This is a genomic window from Halomonas sp. 328 (assembly GCF_015645095.1).
Classification (GTDB): domain Bacteria; phylum Pseudomonadota; class Gammaproteobacteria; order Pseudomonadales; family Halomonadaceae; genus Bisbaumannia.
The window spans coordinates 22,745-38,807 of sequence record NZ_JADOTW010000005.1; the positions used below are offsets into that span (position 1 = coordinate 22,745).

Annotated in this window: 15 protein-coding genes; 14 read left to right on the forward strand and 1 reads right to left on the reverse strand. The window is 68.0% G+C overall.

What is annotated here, in order from left to right:
- Positions 1-4: 4 nt before the first annotated feature.
- From truA to IHD13_RS03340, 12 genes are all read left to right on the forward strand, one after another.
- Positions 5-925, forward strand: coding sequence for a tRNA pseudouridine(38-40) synthase TruA (gene truA / locus IHD13_RS03285; protein WP_195859613.1), 921 nt, complete (start codon positions 5-7; stop codon positions 923-925).
- A gap of 5 nt (positions 926-930) precedes the next feature.
- Positions 931-1,575: a phosphoribosylanthranilate isomerase gene (locus IHD13_RS03290; protein ID WP_442786559.1), complete on the forward strand. Its 645-nt coding sequence runs from the start codon at positions 931-933 to the stop codon at positions 1,573-1,575.
- 10 nt (positions 1,576-1,585) lie between these two features.
- Positions 1,586-2,800 carry a tryptophan synthase subunit beta gene (trpB, locus tag IHD13_RS03295; RefSeq protein WP_195859615.1) on the forward strand — a complete coding sequence of 405 codons (1,215 nt, stop codon included), beginning with the start codon at positions 1,586-1,588 and terminating at the stop codon, positions 2,798-2,800.
- Between the two features lie 10 nt (positions 2,801-2,810).
- A complete protein-coding gene (trpA, locus tag IHD13_RS03300; RefSeq protein ID WP_195859616.1) occupies positions 2,811-3,614 on the forward strand; it encodes a tryptophan synthase subunit alpha in 804 nt (267 codons plus the stop codon).
- Between the two features lie 74 nt (positions 3,615-3,688).
- The gene (accD, locus tag IHD13_RS03305; RefSeq protein ID WP_195859617.1) at positions 3,689-4,645 is read left to right on the forward strand and encodes an acetyl-CoA carboxylase, carboxyltransferase subunit beta; all 957 of its coding nucleotides are present in this window, start codon (positions 3,689-3,691) and stop codon (positions 4,643-4,645) included.
- A gap of 3 nt (positions 4,646-4,648) precedes the next feature.
- Entirely contained in the window at positions 4,649-5,926 is a 1,278-nt protein-coding gene (gene folC / locus IHD13_RS03310) for a bifunctional tetrahydrofolate synthase/dihydrofolate synthase (protein WP_195859618.1), read from the forward strand.
- Between the two features lie 67 nt (positions 5,927-5,993).
- The gene (locus IHD13_RS03315) at positions 5,994-6,674 is read left to right on the forward strand and encodes an SPOR domain-containing protein (protein WP_195859619.1); all 681 of its coding nucleotides are present in this window, start codon (positions 5,994-5,996) and stop codon (positions 6,672-6,674) included.
- 4 nt (positions 6,675-6,678) lie between these two features.
- Positions 6,679-7,242 carry a CvpA family protein gene (locus IHD13_RS03320; RefSeq protein WP_195859620.1) on the forward strand — a complete coding sequence of 188 codons (564 nt, stop codon included), beginning with the start codon at positions 6,679-6,681 and terminating at the stop codon, positions 7,240-7,242.
- Between the two features lie 82 nt (positions 7,243-7,324).
- The gene (gene purF / locus IHD13_RS03325; RefSeq protein WP_195859621.1) at positions 7,325-8,848 is read left to right on the forward strand and encodes an amidophosphoribosyltransferase; all 1,524 of its coding nucleotides are present in this window, start codon (positions 7,325-7,327) and stop codon (positions 8,846-8,848) included.
- Positions 8,849-8,858: 10 nt separating this feature from the next.
- Positions 8,859-10,052 (forward strand): O-succinylhomoserine sulfhydrylase, encoded by a 1,194-nt coding sequence (locus IHD13_RS03330; protein ID WP_195859622.1) that lies wholly within the window; start codon positions 8,859-8,861, stop codon positions 10,050-10,052.
- A gap of 189 nt (positions 10,053-10,241) precedes the next feature.
- A complete protein-coding gene (locus IHD13_RS03335; RefSeq protein WP_195859623.1) occupies positions 10,242-10,787 on the forward strand; it encodes a cytochrome b in 546 nt (181 codons plus the stop codon).
- 70 nt (positions 10,788-10,857) lie between these two features.
- The gene (locus IHD13_RS03340) at positions 10,858-11,439 is read left to right on the forward strand and encodes a YceI family protein (protein ID WP_195859624.1); all 582 of its coding nucleotides are present in this window, start codon (positions 10,858-10,860) and stop codon (positions 11,437-11,439) included.
- A 67-nt stretch (positions 11,440-11,506) separates the two neighbouring features.
- On the opposite strand, the gene IHD13_RS03345 is transcribed toward IHD13_RS03340, so the two are convergent.
- Positions 11,507-12,298, reverse strand: a complete 792-nt coding sequence (locus tag IHD13_RS03345) for a 2OG-Fe dioxygenase family protein (RefSeq protein ID WP_195859625.1) — start codon at positions 12,296-12,298, stop codon at positions 11,507-11,509.
- A 288-nt stretch (positions 12,299-12,586) separates the two neighbouring features.
- On the opposite strand from IHD13_RS03345, the gene IHD13_RS03350 reads away from it, so the two are divergent.
- Complete coding sequence (locus IHD13_RS03350) at positions 12,587-14,530, forward strand: putative bifunctional diguanylate cyclase/phosphodiesterase (protein WP_326838305.1); 1,944 nt, start codon at positions 12,587-12,589, stop codon at positions 14,528-14,530.
- 129 nt (positions 14,531-14,659) lie between these two features.
- Positions 14,660-15,946, forward strand: a complete 1,287-nt coding sequence (locus IHD13_RS03355; protein ID WP_195859715.1) for an MATE family efflux transporter — start codon at positions 14,660-14,662, stop codon at positions 15,944-15,946.
- Positions 15,947-16,063 lie beyond the last annotated feature (117 nt).

Sequence of the window (16,063 nt, forward strand, 5' to 3'; positions counted from 1 at the left end):
GCCGATGCCCCTGTTCGAGCCCCTAGACGAGACCCGCCCCCTGACCGGACGCCTGGCCCTGGGCGTGGAATACGATGGCAGCGCCTACTGCGGCTGGCAGCGCCTCAAGCATGCCGCCTCGGTGCAGGCCTCCCTGGAGGAGGCCCTGTCGCGGGTCGCCGCGGCCCCGGTCAAGGTGCTGTGCAGCGGCCGCACCGACAGCGGCGTGCACGCCACCCGCCAGGTGGTGCACTTCGACCCGCCGGCACCCCGCTCCCAGAAGGCCTGGGTGTTCGGCGTCAATGCCAACCTGCCGCGGGATATCGCCGTGCGCTGGGTGCATGCGGTCCCCGACGACTTCCATGCCCGCTTCAAGGCCCTGGCACGGCGCTACCGCTACGTGATCCTCAACCAGCCGAGCCGCCCGGTGCTGGAGCGTGCCAACGTCACCTGGTGCCGCGACCCCCTGGACGCCGAGGCCATGCACCGCGCCGCCCAGGTGCTGGTGGGCGAGCACGATTTCTCCAGCTTTCGCGCCGCCGGCTGCCAGTCGAAGAGCCCCTGGCGCCATCTGCACTTTATCGAGGTGCACCGCCATGGCCCCCTGGTGGTGATCGACGTCCAGGGCAACGCCTTCCTGCACCATATGATTCGCAATATCGCCGGTGCCCTGGTGGCGGTGGGGCGCGGCGAGCAGGGCGAGGGCTACCTGGCCGAGCTGCTGACCCTCAAGGATCGCGCCCAGGGCGCCGTGACCGCCCCGGCCTGCGGCCTGCACTTCGTCGACTCCCTCTATGACGAGGCCTATGGGCTGCCCCGGGAGCCTCTGGGCCCCAGCCTGCTGGCCTTCCTGGGCGAGTGGACCGGCGAGCGTCCCCTGCCCGACTGTCCCATGGTCGAGTACCGCCGCGGCCGTCCGGTCGCGGCCCTGAGCAGCGAGGAGTGATGCCCATGTGGCAACGTACCCGGGTCAAGATCTGCGGGCTGACCCGCGAGGCGGACGTGGACGCCGCCGTGGCCGCCGGCGCCGATGCCCTGGGCTTCGTGATGTGGCCGGGCAGCAAGCGCGGCATCGATCTCGAGCGCCTGGCCGCCCTGAGCGCCCGGGTGCCGGCCTTCGTCACCCGGGTGGGGCTCTTCGTCGACCAGGACCCCGAGTGGATCGCCCGCTGCGCCGAGCACCTGGACCTGCTGCAGCTCCACGGCAAGGAAACCCCGGCCTTCTGCGCGGCCCTGCCGCGGCCCTGGATCAAGGCGCTGCGCATGCGCGAGGGGCTCGACCTGCATCAGGCGGCGGCGGATTACGCCGGTGCCCGGGCCCTGCTGCTGGACGCCTACAAGCCCGGCGTGCCGGGGGGTACCGGCGAGACCTTCGACTGGTCGCGGATCCCCGCAAGCCTGGCAAAACCTGTTATTCTCGCGGGAGGCTTGAGCGCCGACAATGTCGGCCAGGCGATCGCCGCGGTGCAGCCCTTCGCCGTCGATGTCTCCGGCGGGGTGGAGAGTGCCCCCGGGGTCAAGGACCCCGCCAAGATCGCAGCCTTCCTGCGCCAGGTATTCCTGAGCCATCCCATCCAAGCCCAAGCGACCCTGTGAGGTGTCTTTCGTGACCAAGTTCAGCGACCTGACCCGACTGCCCGACGCCCGCGGCCACTTCGGCCCCTACGGCGGCCGGTTCGTCTCGGAAACGTTGAGCTTCGCCCTGGAGGAGTTGGAGAGCATCTACGCGAGCCTTCGCGACGATCCCGACTTCCAGGCCGAATTCGACCGTGACCTGGCCCACTATGTGGGTCGTCCCTCGCCGCTCTATCACGCCGAGCGATGGTCACGGGAGCTGGGGGGCGCGCAGATCTGGCTGAAGCGGGAAGACCTCAACCACACCGGCGCCCACAAGGTGAACAACACCATCGGCCAGGCCCTGCTGGCCAAGAAGAGCGGCAAGCCGCGGGTCATCGCCGAGACCGGCGCCGGTCAACACGGCGTGGCCACCGCCACGGTGGCGGCGCGCCTGGGCCTCGAGTGCGAGGTCTACATGGGCGCCGAGGACGTGGAGCGCCAGAAGCTCAATGTCTACCGCATGCAGTTGCTGGGGGCCAAGGTGATTCCGGTGGAGTCCGGCACCCGCACCCTCAAGGACGCCATGAACGAGGCGCTGCGCGACTGGGTCACCAACGTCGACAACACCTTCTATATCATCGGCACCGTGGCCGGTCCGCACCCCTACCCGATGCTGGTACGCGACTTCAACGCCGTGGTGGGCCGCGAGGCGCGCCGCCAGTCCCTCGAGCAGATCGGCCGCCTGCCGGATGCCCTGGTGGCCTGCGTGGGCGGCGGCTCCAACGCCATGGGCCTCTTCTACCCCTTCGTCGAGGACGACGAGGTGAAGATGTACGGGGTCGAGGCGGGAGGCGATGGCCTCGAGACCGGGCGCCACGCCGCGCCGCTCGCCTCCAACGCGCCCCGGGGCGTGTTGCATGGCAACCGTACCTACCTGATGTCCGACGAGGCGGGGCAGGTCAGCGATACCCACTCCATCTCCGCGGGTCTCGATTATCCGGGCGTTGGCCCCGAGCACGCCCTGTGGAAGGACGTGGGCCGGGTCGAGTACGTGACCGCCAACGACGATGCCGTGCTCGAGGCGTTCCGCGAGCTGACCCGGGTCGAGGGCATCATGCCGGCGCTGGAGTCCGCCCACGCCCTGGCCCATGCCAAGGTGCTGGCGCCGACCCTGCGCCCCGACCAGCATATCGTGGTCAACCTCTCCGGCCGCGGTGACAAGGACATCATGACCGTCGCCAAGCTCGACGGCATCGTACTCTAAGGACGCCCCGATGAATCGTATCGACCAACGTTTCGCCGATCTCAAGGCACAGGGCCGCAAGGCCCTGATTCCCTACCTGACCGCCGGGGACCCGGGGCCCGAGCACACCGTGGGCTTCATGCATGCCCTGGTGGAGGCGGGGGCCGACGTGATCGAGCTGGGGGTTCCCTTCTCCGACCCCATGGCCGACGGCCCGGTGATCCAGAAGGCCTGCGAGCGGGCCCTGGCCAAGGGCGTGCGGCTGAGTCACCTGTTCGAGATGGTCGCCGAGTTCCGTCGCCAGGACGCCACCACCCCGGTGGTGCTGATGGGGTACCTCAACCCCATCGAGCGGCTGGGCTATGCGGCCTTCGCCGATGCCGCCGCCGAGGCCGGCGTCGATGGCGTGCTGATCGTCGACATGCCGCCGGAGGAGGCCGAGGAGCTGGGGCCGATTCTCAAGGCCCGCGGCCTGGCGATGATCTTCCTGGTCGCCCCTACCACCTCCGAGGCTCGGGCCGCTACAATATGCGCCCATGGCGAGGGCTACCTCTACTATGTCTCCCTCAAGGGGGTGACGGGGTCGGCCAATGTGGATGCCGGCGACGTGGCCAGCCACCTCGCGCCGCTGCGCGGCCTGACCGAGCTGCCGCTGTGCGTCGGCTTCGGGATTCGCGATGGCGCCTCGGCGGCGGCGGTGGGCGGGGTCTCCGACGGGGTGATCGTCGGCAGCGCCCTGGTCAGCCGGATCGCCGAAGGGGCCGCGGCCCCGGAGCGCATCGCCCCGGTTTTGAAGAAGGTGCTCGGCGAGATGCGTCAGGCCCTGGATGCCTGAGCCGCCGCGGCGCTCGTATTGACTCACTGCAGGCCCGGCGATTGCCGGGCCGCCTATGATGGAACTCTTCTGTTATGAGCTGGCTTGACAAGATCGTGCCGTCCATGGGGCGCATTCAGCGCAAGGATCGCCGTGCGAGCATTCCCGATGGCCTGTGGCGCAAGTGCCCGAAGTGCGAGGCGGTGCTCTACCTCCCCGAGCTCGAGAAGCATCACAACGTCTGTCCCAAGTGTGACCACCACCTGCGCCTGACCGCCCGCAAGCGGCTGCAGTGGTTCCTCGACAAGGAAGGCCGCGAAGAGATCGCCGCCGACCTGGAACCGGTGGATCGCCTCAAGTTCCGCGACTCCAAGAAGTACAAGGATCGCCTCACCGCGGCCCAGAAGAGCACCGACGAGAAGGATGCCCTGGTGGCCATGCGCGGTAGCCTGGATGGCCTGCCGGTGGTGGCGGTGGCCTTCGAGTTCACCTTCATGGGGGGCTCCATGGGCGCCGTGGTGGGCGAGAAGTTCGTGCGCGCCGCCAGCGTGGCCCTGGAGGAGGGCATCCCGCTGGTCTGCTTCTCCGCCTCCGGCGGGGCGCGGATGCAGGAGGCGCTCTTCTCGCTGATGCAGATGGCCAAGACCTCGGCGGCCCTGGAGAAGCTCAAGCAGGCCGGCGTGCCCTATATCTCGGTGCTCACCGACCCGGTCTATGGCGGCGTCTCCGCTTCCCTGGCGATGCTTGGTGACCTCAACGTGGCCGAGCCCAATGCGCTGATCGGCTTCGCCGGTCCGCGGGTCATCGAGCAGACCGTGCGCGAGAAGCTGCCGGAAGGCTTCCAGCGCAGCGAGTTCCTCCTCGAGCATGGTGCCGTGGACATGATCGTCCATCGTAACGAGATGCGTGTCCGCCTGGGCGGCGTGTTGCGCAAGCTGACCGCCCAGCCGTCGCTGGCCGAGGCCGAGGCGGCCCCGGTCGTCGAGGCGGCCCCGCTGGCCGCCGAGCCGGAGGCCGATGCCGGCGACGACAGCGCCCAGGACGCCCGCTAAGCAATGAGCGACTGCCCCGCGACCCTCGACGCCTGGCTGACGCGCCTCGAGCGCCAGCATCCGGTCAGCATCGACCTGGGCCTGGAGCGGGTGGCTCGGGTCGCCCGCCGCCTGGGCCTCGACGCTGGCCCCATCGCCGAGCGGGTGATCACCGTGGCCGGCACCAACGGCAAGGGCTCCACCGTGGCCATGCTGGAGGCCCTGGCGCGTGCCCATGGGCTGACTACTGTCAGCTACACCTCGCCGCACCTGCTGCGCTACAACGAGCGGCTGCGCTTCGACGGCGCGGAGGCCGATGACACCACCCTGATCGCCGGCTTCGCGGCGGTGGAGGCGGCGCGCCTCGATGGCGAGGCGGTGAGCCTCACCTATTTCGAGGCGGGCACCCTGGCCGCGCTCTGGGCCATTGCCCGGCGCCGTCCGGCGATGGCCATCCTCGAGGTGGGCCTGGGCGGACGCCTGGATGCGGTCAATGTGATCGACCCGGACGTGGCGGTGGTCACCACCGTGGCCCAGGACCATGCCGCCTTCCTGGGCGATGACCTGGAGGGCATCGGCCGTGAGAAGGCCGGCATCCTGCGCGCGGGGCGTCCGGCGGTGCTGGGCAGTCCCCGCCTGCCGGCCAGCGTCGCCGAGGTGGCCGATGGACTGGGCGCACCCCGCTATACCCTGGGCGAGCGCTACCACCGCGAGGCCAGCGGTGACGGCTGGGCCTGGCAGGGCCTGAACGCCGCCGGCGAGGTCCTGCGACTCGAGGCGCTGCCCGATCCGGGCCTGCCCCTGGACAATGCCGCCACGGCGCTGCAGGCGCTGAGCCTGGCCGGCGTGGCCCTCGAGGCCGCGGCCTGTCGGCAGGCCCTGGCCGGCGTGACCCTGGCCGGGCGGATGCAGTGGCGGGGCCAATGGTGCCTGGACGTGGGGCATAACCCCCATGCCGCGGCCTATCTCGCGGCGCGCCTCGCCGAGCGCACCCTGGCCCCGGGCGCCAGGCGTTATGCCCTGCTGGGCATGCTCGGTGACAAGGACGCCGAGGGAGTCGTCGCGGCCCTGGCGCCGGTGATCGATGGCTGGGTCTGTGCCACCCTGGAAGGAGAGCGGGCTCGCTCGGCCGCCGCCCTGGCCGAGGTGGTGCGGGGCGCCGGCGGCGAGGTGCTTGCCGAGCTCGACTCGCCCCGGGTCGCCGCCGACTGGCTCGCGGCGCGGCTGGACGAGGCCGATGAGGTGCTGGTCTGCGGCTCCTTCTTTACCGTGGCCGACGTCTTGGCCGGCTGGCAGTCATGATCGTTACCCGGGTCGAGGGGCTGGCCGGCTGGGCCGCCACAAGGATCCAGGATCGGGGGAGGTTCCGATGAAGTATGGAATGCGTGAGCGCCTGAGCGGTGGCTTGATCCTGATCGCCCTGGGGGTGATCTTCGTGCCCATGCTGTTCGATGAACCCGCGCCCCGGGAGGAGCGCCCGCGGCCGGTACTGACCATCGAGCAGCCCATCGAGGTGGATCGCACCCCGGTGGCGGAGCCCGCGCCCCCGGCGAGCCTCGCGGGGAGCGGCGAGGCCGGCGGCGATGCCGATGAACCGAGCGCATCGACGGGGTTGACGGCACTGCCCGAGGCGCCGGCGGTCGATGCGCCCGCGGTGGACGAGTCCGCCGCCGCGCCGGAGGTGGCCTCCACCCCCGAGCCCCAGGCCGTCCCGGAGTCCGAGCCCGAAATGGCCTCGGCGCCCAGCGAGCCGGCATCGGATCCCATCGCCGAGCTGGCCCAGGCCGCCCAGAGTGGCGGTGGGTCCCCGGCTCCGGCGGCGGGCGACTGGGCGGTGCAGGCGGGCAGTTTCGGTGAGCCGGCCAATGCCGAGCGCCTGGAGCGTCAGCTCGGTGAACAGGGCTTCAACGCCTATCGGCGGCCCCGGGACAACGGCCTGACCACCGTCTATGTGGGGCCCTTCGAGAGTTCCGAGGCGGGGGAGCGGGCCCGTGGCGAGCTCAAGGAGAAGGCCAATATCCAGGGGCTGCTGATCCGGGTGAGGGAGTAACGCCATGACGCTGACCTGGCTCGACTGGGCCTTCCTGGCGGTGCTGGCCATCACCATGCTGACCGGCTTCATGCGCGGCCTGGTGCGCGAGGCCCTGGGCCTGGGGGCCTGGATCCTGGCGCTGCTGGCGGCGCGTTTCCTGGCCGAACCGGTGGCGGAGCTGCTCAGCGGGCTGATCGACAGCGCCGATGCCCGCCTGGTGCTGGCCTTTATCCTGGTGATTCTCGGCGTGGTGATCGCCAGCGGTATCGTCATTCGCCTAGTGCACGCCGCCGTGGAATGGGTCGGCATGGGCTTCTTCAACCGGCTGATGGGGGCCGCCTTCGGTACCCTCAAGGGCGGCGCCATCCTGGTGCTGGCCACCATCCTGATTTCCCTGACGCCCCTGGCCCAGCTCGAGGCCTGGCAGCAAGCCGAGCTGCGGCCGCCCTTCGAGGAGCTGCGCGACTGGGCGGTGAGTCAGTTCGAAGCCTGGGAATTCAACGAACCCGAGCGCCTGGAGCAGTGGCGCGAGCTCTCCCTGCCGGAGTCGCGGGGTGGGGAGACGGAGCCGACCGAGACCCCCTGAGGGCGGCGGCAAGAATTTACCGCCGTGGCCCCGGCCGCGGTGGGTCAATGCAAGCGAGTCAATGCAAGCGAGGTAAGGCGGAATGTGCGGTATCGTGGGCCTTATGGCCAATCAGGCAGTCAATCAGGCGCTCTATGATGCCCTGACGGTCCTCCAGCACCGAGGGCAGGATGCCGCCGGTATGATGACCTGGCATGAGGGCCGCTTCCTGCTGCGCAAGAGCAATGGCCTGGTGCGGGACGTCTTCCATACCCGCCATATGGCGCGCCTCAAGGGCAACCTGGGCATCGGCCATGTGCGCTATCCCACCGCCGGCTCCTCCAGCGAGGCGGAGTCGCAGCCCTTCTATGTCAACTCCCCCTACGGCATCACCCTGGCCCACAACGGTAACCTGACCAACTCGGACCAGCTCAAGCAGGAGCTCTTCTCCACCGACCTGCGCCATATCAACACCAGCTCCGACTCCGAGGTGCTGCTCAATGTCTTCGCCCATGAGCTGGGCAAGCAGGGGCTCTACCTGTCGCCGGAGGATGTCTTCGACGCGGTGCGTCGGGTGCATCGCCGCTGCCAGGGCGGCTATGCGGCGGTGGCGATCATCAACGGTTTCGGCATGGTGGCCTTCCGCGACCCCCACGGCATCCGCCCGGTGGTCTACGGCGCTCGCCAGGACGAGGGCGGTCACCAGGAGGTGATGATCGCCTCCGAGTCGGTGGCCCTCGATGTGGGCGGTTTCGAACTGCATCGCGACCTGGCCCCGGGCGAGGCGATCTTCGTCGACATGGCCGGTGAGATCCACACCCAGCAGTGCGCCGATGCCCCGACGCTGGCGCCCTGCATCTTCGAGCACGTCTACCTGGCGCGCCCCGACTCCATCCTCGACGGGGCCTATGTCTACGGCACTCGCATGCAGATGGGCCGCAAGCTGGGCGATCGCATCCTGCGCGACTGGCCGGAGCACGATATCGACGTGGTGATCCCGATCCCTGATACCTCGCGCACCTCGGCCCTGGAGCTGGCCCAGCACCTGGGGGTCACCTTCCGCGAAGGCTTCATGAAGAACCGCTATATCGGCCGGACCTTCATCATGCCGGGACAGACCCAGCGCAAGAAGTCGGTACGCCAGAAGCTCAACGCCATCGATATCGAGTTCAAGGGCAAGAACGTGCTGCTGGTGGACGACTCCATCGTGCGTGGTACCACCTGCAAGCAGATCATCCAGATGGCCCGGGAAGCCGGCGCCAACAAGGTCTACTTCGCCTCTGCCGCGCCGCCCGTGCGCTACCCCAATGTCTACGGCATCGACATGCCGGCGGCCAACGAGCTGATCGCTCACGGGCGCAGCGAGGCCGAGGTGGGCGAGCTGATCGGCGCCGACCGCATCTTCTATCAGGACCTCGAGGACCTGAAGAGCGCCTGTCGCGAAGTCAATCCGGCGATGCAGGAGTTCGATTGCTCGGTGTTCGACGGCAACTATGTGACCGGCGATATCGACGACGCCTACCTGGCGGCCCTGGAGGCCTCCCGCAATGACAGCGCCAAGCAGCAGAGCGCGGGGGACCATGCCCTGGTGGGGATGCATAACCAGGACGACGATATCGACGATTAAGGGGCAGGGCATGGATCACAATCAACCGTACGACGCCGACTGGGCGCTGGAGACCCTGGCGATTCGCGCCGGCCACCGGCGCACCGCGGAGCAGGAGCACGGGGAGCCGATCTTCCCCACCTCCAGCTTCGTCTATGGCAGCGCCGCCGAGGCGGCGCGCAAGTTCGGCGGCGAGGAGCCGGGCAACGTCTACTCGCGCTTCACCAACCCCACGGTGCGTACCTTCGAGGAGCGCCTGGCGGCCCTGGAAGGCGGCGAGCGCTGCGTGGCCACCGCCTCCGGCATGGCGGCGATCCTCGCCACCGCCCTGGCGCTGCTGAAGGCGGGTGACGAGATCGTGGCGTCGCGCTCGTTGTTCGGCTCCACCGTCAGCCTGTTCGACAAGTACCTGGGCAAGTTCGGCATCACCACTCGCTATGTGGAGCTGGCCGACCTGGATGCCTGGGAGGCCGCCATCACCCCGGCCTCCCGGCTGCTGTTCGCCGAGACCCCGTCCAACCCCCTCTCCGAGCTGGTGGATATCGCCGCGCTCGCCGAGATCGCCCATCGCCATGGGGCGCTGTTGGCCATCGACAACTGCTTCCTGACTCCGGCGCTGCAGCAGCCCCTGGCGCTCGGTGCCGACCTGGTGATCCACTCCGCCACCAAGTACCTGGATGGCCAAGGGCGTGCCATCGGTGGCGCCGTGGTGGGGCGTCATGCCGAGCTGGAGGAGCTGTTCGGGGTGGTGCGCACCTGTGGTCCCTGCATGAGCCCCTTCAATGCCTGGGTCTTCACCAAGGGGCTGGAGACCCTGGGGCTGCGCATGCGCGCCCACTGCGACCAGGCCCTGGCCCTGGCCCAGTGGCTCGAAGCGCACCCGGCGGTGACCCGGGTCTACTACAGCGGCCTGGCGAGCCATCCCCAGCATGCCCTGGCGAGCCGCCAGCAGCAGGGCTATGGCGCCGTCCTGGGGGTCGAGGTCAAGGGCGGTCGCGAGGGCGCCTGGTCGGTGATCGATGCCACCCGGCTGCTCTCCATCACCGGCAACCTGGGCGACGTCAAGACCACCATCACCCATCCCGCCACCACCACCCATGGGCGCCTGAGCGATGCCCAGCGGGAGGCCGCCGGCATCAGCCAGGGACTGATCCGCATCGCCGTGGGGCTGGAGTCGCTGGAGGATATCAAGGCGGACCTGGCTCGCGGCCTGGATGCCCTTTAAGGCCTGTTAGCATGCCCTGAAACGACGCTCGCCCCGCCCCGCGGGGCGAGCGTCGTTTCGGGCAGCGAAGGAAAAGTTCCCCGATCACTGTTTCCTTGCGGGAAATAATCCCTTTACCCATCCTGGGGATGCATCCCGCTCCTCGAGTGATTAAGCTTCGCCTTATCATTTGTCGAGAGGACGCCGAGGATGTGGCGCAATCACCGTAGCGGCTGGGGCTGGATCACCATCGCCATGCACTGGGTCAGTGCCGTGGGGATCATCGGGCTCTTCGTGCTGGGCTGGTGGATGACCGACCTCGGCTACTATGACGCCTGGTATAACCTGGCGCCCTGGTGGCACCGCTCCCTGGGCATGTTGCTGCTGGGGCTGACCCTGGCCCGGTTGGTCTGGCGCCTGGTCCAGCCGGCGCCCCGGGTGCCCGGCGGCCGGCTCGAGCGCCTGGCCGCCCACCTCGGCCATATCGGCCTCTACGGGCTGATGCTCACGGTGATGGTCAGCGGCTACCTGATCTCCACCGCTCGTGGCCGGGGCATCGACGTCTTCGGCTGGTTCGAGGTGCCGGCGCTGATCAGCGGCCTGCCCAACCAGGCGGCCCTCGCCGGCGAGGTGCACTGGTATAGCGCCCTGGCGCTGATGATCCTGGCCGGCCTGCATGCCCTGGCCGCGCTCAAGCACCACTTCCTCGATCGCCATGATGTCCTGGCACGCATGCTGGTGGCGCGTTCTCGCTGACCTTCACCCCTCGAGATGGCGCCGTTCGGCGGCGCCGGATCGTTTCGTATCAAACCGCAAGGAGAGACCCATGCTGAAGAAGACCGCCCTGGCCACCCTGGCCGCCGCTTCCCTGATTCCCCTCAGCCAGGCCCAGGCCGCCGACTACGTGATCGATACCGAAGGGCAGCATGCCTTCGTGCAGTTCAAGATCAACCACCTGGGCTACTCCTATATCCTCGGCAACTTCGAGCGCTTCGAGGGTGAATTTCACTACGACGCCGATGCCCCCGAGGCGTCCAGCGTCGCCATGGAAGTGCAGGTGAACAGCCTCAACACCAACCATGCCGAACGCGATCGTCACTTCCTCAGCGATGACTTCCTGAGCGCCGACAGCTACCCCACCGCGACCTTCGTCTCCACCGGTTTCGAGCCCAATGGCGAGGGCGAGGGCGTGCTCAGCGGCGAACTGACCCTCAAGGGGCAGACCCAGGACATCGAGATGCCGGTGACCCTGATGGGCGAGGGCGAGGATCCCTGGGGCAATTACCGCGCCGGCTTCGAGGGCAGCACCACCCTGACCCTGGCCGATTACGGTATCGACATGAGCGCCTTCCCGGAGGTGATGCAGGAGCTCGAGCTCTACGTCACCTTCGAGGGCATTCGCCAGTAAGCGGGCATGCCCCCAGCAAAAAATTCGCCGGCTCCTTAGGGAGCCGGCGTTTTTTTATTGCTGACGGTTATTGGGGATCGAGCACGGCATCCGGGAAGAAGCGCTTGAGCATCTTGTTCTGGAAGGGATCCACGAAGCGACTGTTGATGATGACGATAAAGCGCTCGAAGGGGGCCTCAGGCGCCACCTGGTGCAGGGCATCGGCGCTATGGAAGAGCCGGTCGTCGCGCAGATGGAGGATCTCCCCCGGAGCCAGGGTATGTTCCATCAATACCCGGCTGCCCGCCTTGTCGGCATAGAGTCGGCTGGTGCCGCCGGCCACGTTGTCGCGATTGAGCACCAGGATGCTCAGGAAGCGGCAGCCGTCGGCATGGATGCCCTGGCCCTGGAGGGGGTCATGGGTGCCTTTGCCGCGCACCCCGGTGATCTGCATCAGGATCGGTTCCTTGGGGCCGAGGCCCCAGAGGCGTGCCCAGTGGCGCACGAAATCGTGCACATCGGCGCGTTCCAGGAACTCTTCCTCCAGGCTCGGGTAATAGCGCAGCTTGTCGGCCATGCTTTCGGCATCGTTGAAGCGGCCCCCCTGAGCCATGGGGCAGTCGCCCATGACCTCGACCTCGCCATCCTCGGCCACCGAGAGCCAGGCCATGCGCTTCCAGCGGCGGTTGACGTAGGGGTCCCGGGGCAGGGTGGCCAGGAAGGTCCCCCAGGCATCCAGGTCGAGGCGTGGCGAGAGGTCGGTGACGCACCAGTCCTGGTGAGACAGGGTCTGGGTGACCTCGGGCTGCCAGTAGGGGGTGGGGCTCTCGCTGATCAGGGTCGAGAGATCGAAGCCGTGCTTGAGGCTTTCCTGTTTCATGGGTCTATCCTCGCTGGGAAGTGCCGCCGGGTGGCGGCATCAGGGTGGGAGCCGTTGCCGTAGCAACAGCTAAAGCGTGAAAACAAGTGATACGAAATGTCAAAGAAATGTATCTAAGGAGTGGTTTCCCAGGAGGCGACCGGAGGATCCCATGGCCGATGTCGCTGCGTTGGAGAGGCGCCAGGCGAATGCTCGGCGACCTGCTAGGTTAAGTAAGAAGGAGTCCACGCGATCCGGGCGCAATGCGGTAGAATTGCGCTTTTCATTGACCCTGAGTGGATAAGACTCGTGCCGGAAAAGTCCCGCCCTTTCCACGGCCCTTCGGCCGGCTGGCTGTGCCTGGAATCCTTGCTGCTAGCGGGATTGCTGCTGGGGTTCCTGGCTCTCGGCGTCTATGCCTGGCCGGCGCCACTGATGAGCCTGGTGGCGGTGGCGGGCGTGCTGGGCTCGTCGCTGCTGCTATGTCGCTGGCAGGGCCGTCGCCGTCCTGTCGAGGCATCGCGGCAGCTGGTGGATGTGCAGCGTCGTCACAGCGAGAGCGAGCAGCGCTTTCGTGCCCTGCTGGAGAGCCTGCCCAAGGTGGCGGTGCAGGGCTATGACCGGCAGCGACGGGTGATCTACTGGAACGCCGCCAGCACCCGGCTCTACGGGTACCTGCCGGAGGAGGCCCAGGGGCAGCTACTGGAGGACCTGATCATCCCCGATGCGATGCGCGAGGGCGTGATCCAGGCCCACCATGCCTGGGTGGAGCGGGGCGTCGAGATCCCGGCCTCGGAGCTCGAGCTGCGCCACAAGTCCGGTGCTCCGGTGGCGGTCTTCTCCCACCATGTGATGCTCGGCGAGCAGACCGAGGACCCGCTGATGTTCTGCGTCGACGTCGATCTTTCGGTACAGAAGCAGGCCCACCGTGATCTGGAGTTCGTGACTCGCTTCGACACCCTGACCCTCTTGCCCAATCGCCGCGCCTTCGAGACCGAGCTGGAGGAGCAGCTGGAAGTCTGCCGCCGCCAGGCTCATGGCCTGGCGGTGCTGTTTATCGACCTGGACGGCTTCGCCGAGATCAATGACGCCCAGGGCTATGCCCAGGGGGACATGCTGCTGCGTCAGGTGGCGCGTCGGCTGCGCAACTGCCAGCGTAGCTCCGATCTCTTGTCGCGCTTCGGCAGCGACGAGTTCGTGATGGCCTTCGGGCAGCTGCGGGACGACAGCGATGCCATGCGCCTGGTGGACAAGGTGCTGCATGCCTTCCTGCTGCCCTTCCAGGTGGGGGAGCGAGAGGTGCATATCACCGCCAGCCTGGGAATCGGCCTGTTTCCCGATAACGGCACCACGGCCCTGGAGCTGATCCACAATGCCGACGTGGCCAAGAATCGTGCCAAGCTCTCCGCCACCCAGCACTACTGGTTCTTCAATCAGAAGTTGCAGGACGAGCTGGTTCACGAGCATCAGATGGTGGAACGCCTGCAGCAGGCGTTGCGCCTGGGCGAGTTGCAGCTCTTCTACCAGCCCCAGGTATCGGCGGTGAGCGGCCGGGTGGAGCAGGTGGAGGCGCTGCTGCGCTGGTTCCCCCGGGAGGGGGGCGTGGTATCACCGGCGGAGTTCATCCCGGTGGCGGAGCGCTCCCAGCTGATCGAGCGCATCGGCGACTGGGTGATCGAGGAGGCCTGCCGCCAGCGCGCCGAGTGGAAGGCCGAGGGCCTCGAGGAGTATCGCATCGATATCAACCTCTCCGGACGCCAGGTGGCCCATCCGGAGCTCTTTACCCGGCTGGAGGCGGCGCTGGAGCGCCATGGCCTGGAGCCCAGCGACATCGGCATCGAGCTCACCGAGAACGTGCTGATCAAGGCCAATACCGGCCTGCTCGACAACCTGCGGCGCCTCTATCATCGCGGCATGAAGATCGCCATCGATGACTTCGGCACCGGCTACTCCTCACTGAGCTACTTGAAGCTCTTCCCGGTGACCGCCCTCAAGGTGGATCGCAGCTTCGTCCACGATGCCCCGGATCAGCCCAGCGACCGGGCGATCATGGCCGCGGCGGTGTTCATCGGCCACCAACTGGGCCTGGAGGTAGTGGCCGAGGGGGTCGAGAACGAGGAGCAGCTGGAGCTGGTGCGGGAGCTGGGCTGTGACCTGGTGCAGGGCTACTACTGCTTCAAGCCGATGAGCGCCGACGATGCCCGCCGCCTGCTGGGGGCCCTGGTCATCGATGGGGATGGCCTGACCAACTGACGCGACCTGCCGCGGAGGGGGGAGAGGCGTTACACTAGCCGGCTAACGTTTCATCCCGGAGCCGACGTGTCCGTATCCACCACCGCCTCGCCGAGCCTGGCCCGCCAGCTCTGGCGCCAGACCTGGCCGATGACCCTCGGGGTGCTGGCCCTGCTGGGTTTCCAGCTCACCGACAGCGCCTTTATCGCCCGCCTGGGGACCGCCCCCCTGGCGGCCCAGGCCTATACCTTTCCCCTCAGCTTCCTGATCATCGGCATCCAGGTGGGCCTGGGTATCGCCATCGCCGCGCTGATCTCTCGTGCCCTGGGTGCCGGCGAGACCCAGCGGGCCCGCCGCCTGGGCAGCCTGGTGCTGCTACTGGGCGCCGCCGTGCTGGGGGGCCTGGCGCTGCTGCTGTGGTGGCTCCAGGTGCCGGTCTTCACCCTGCTGGGGGCCGATGACCTCACCCTGGGGTTGATCCGCGCCTACTGGGCGCCGCAACTGCTGGCCGCCTGGCTGGGGGCCCTGCTCTATTTCGGCTATAGCCTCTTCCGCGCCCATGGCGACACCCGCCTGCCCGGCAAGCTGATGGTGGTGACCAGCCTGGCCAACCTGGTGCTGGATCCGTTGCTGATCTTCGGCCTAGGCCCCTGGGAGGGCTGGGGCCTGCCCGGGGCCGCCTGGGCCTCGGTGCTGGCCTTCGCCCTGGGCCTGGTCATCGTGGCGCGCCGCTTGACCGGCCGGGCCTGGCTCACCGTCGAGGGGTTGGTCGAGGAGGCGCGGCGCTCGATCCGACCCTTCCTGGGGATCGCCGGGCCGGCCATGGTCGGGCAGATGATGCCGCCCCTGGCGGCCATGCTGGCGATCGCCGTGGTGGCCACCCTGGGGGAGGCCAGCGTGGCCGCCTGGGGCCTGGCCAGTCGCCTGGAGACCCTCTCCCTGGTAGTGGTGCTGGCGCTGACCATGTCGCTGCCCCCCTGGCTAGGGCGTTGCTATGGTGCCGGCGACTGGGCCCAGGTCGATCGTCTGATCCGCCTGGCGGTGCGGGTGGTGGTGGGCTGGCAACTGGTCCTGGGTGGCCTGCTGGCCCTGCTCGCGCCCTGGGTGGCGGCGGGCCTCTCCGGCAACCCCGAGGTCCAGGAGGACCTGGCCCTGCTGATTCGCTTCTTGCTGCCCAGCTATGCGCTGCTGGGACTGTGCATGCTGATGGTCTCGGCGGGCAATGCCCTGGGCTGGCCGCTGCGTTCCATGCTGATGTCGGCGGCACGTCTCTTTCTCTGCTATCTGCCCTGCCTGTGGCTGGGGGCACGGCTGGGGGATCTGGTGGGCCTGGCGGCGGGGGCCGCCCTGGGCAACCTGCTGGCCGGGGCCCTGGCCTGGCAGTGGAGTCGGCGCCTGCTGCGGGCTCGCATGAATCGTCTGGTGGAAACTATTTAAAAACACTGTTCTATAAAAATATTAAACCGGATTGTCTTGGATATTTAACGTTAAGGCATAATGAAAGATTAATATTTGGAATATTTTTCTGTCTTCATCGACCTATACTGCGGCCAT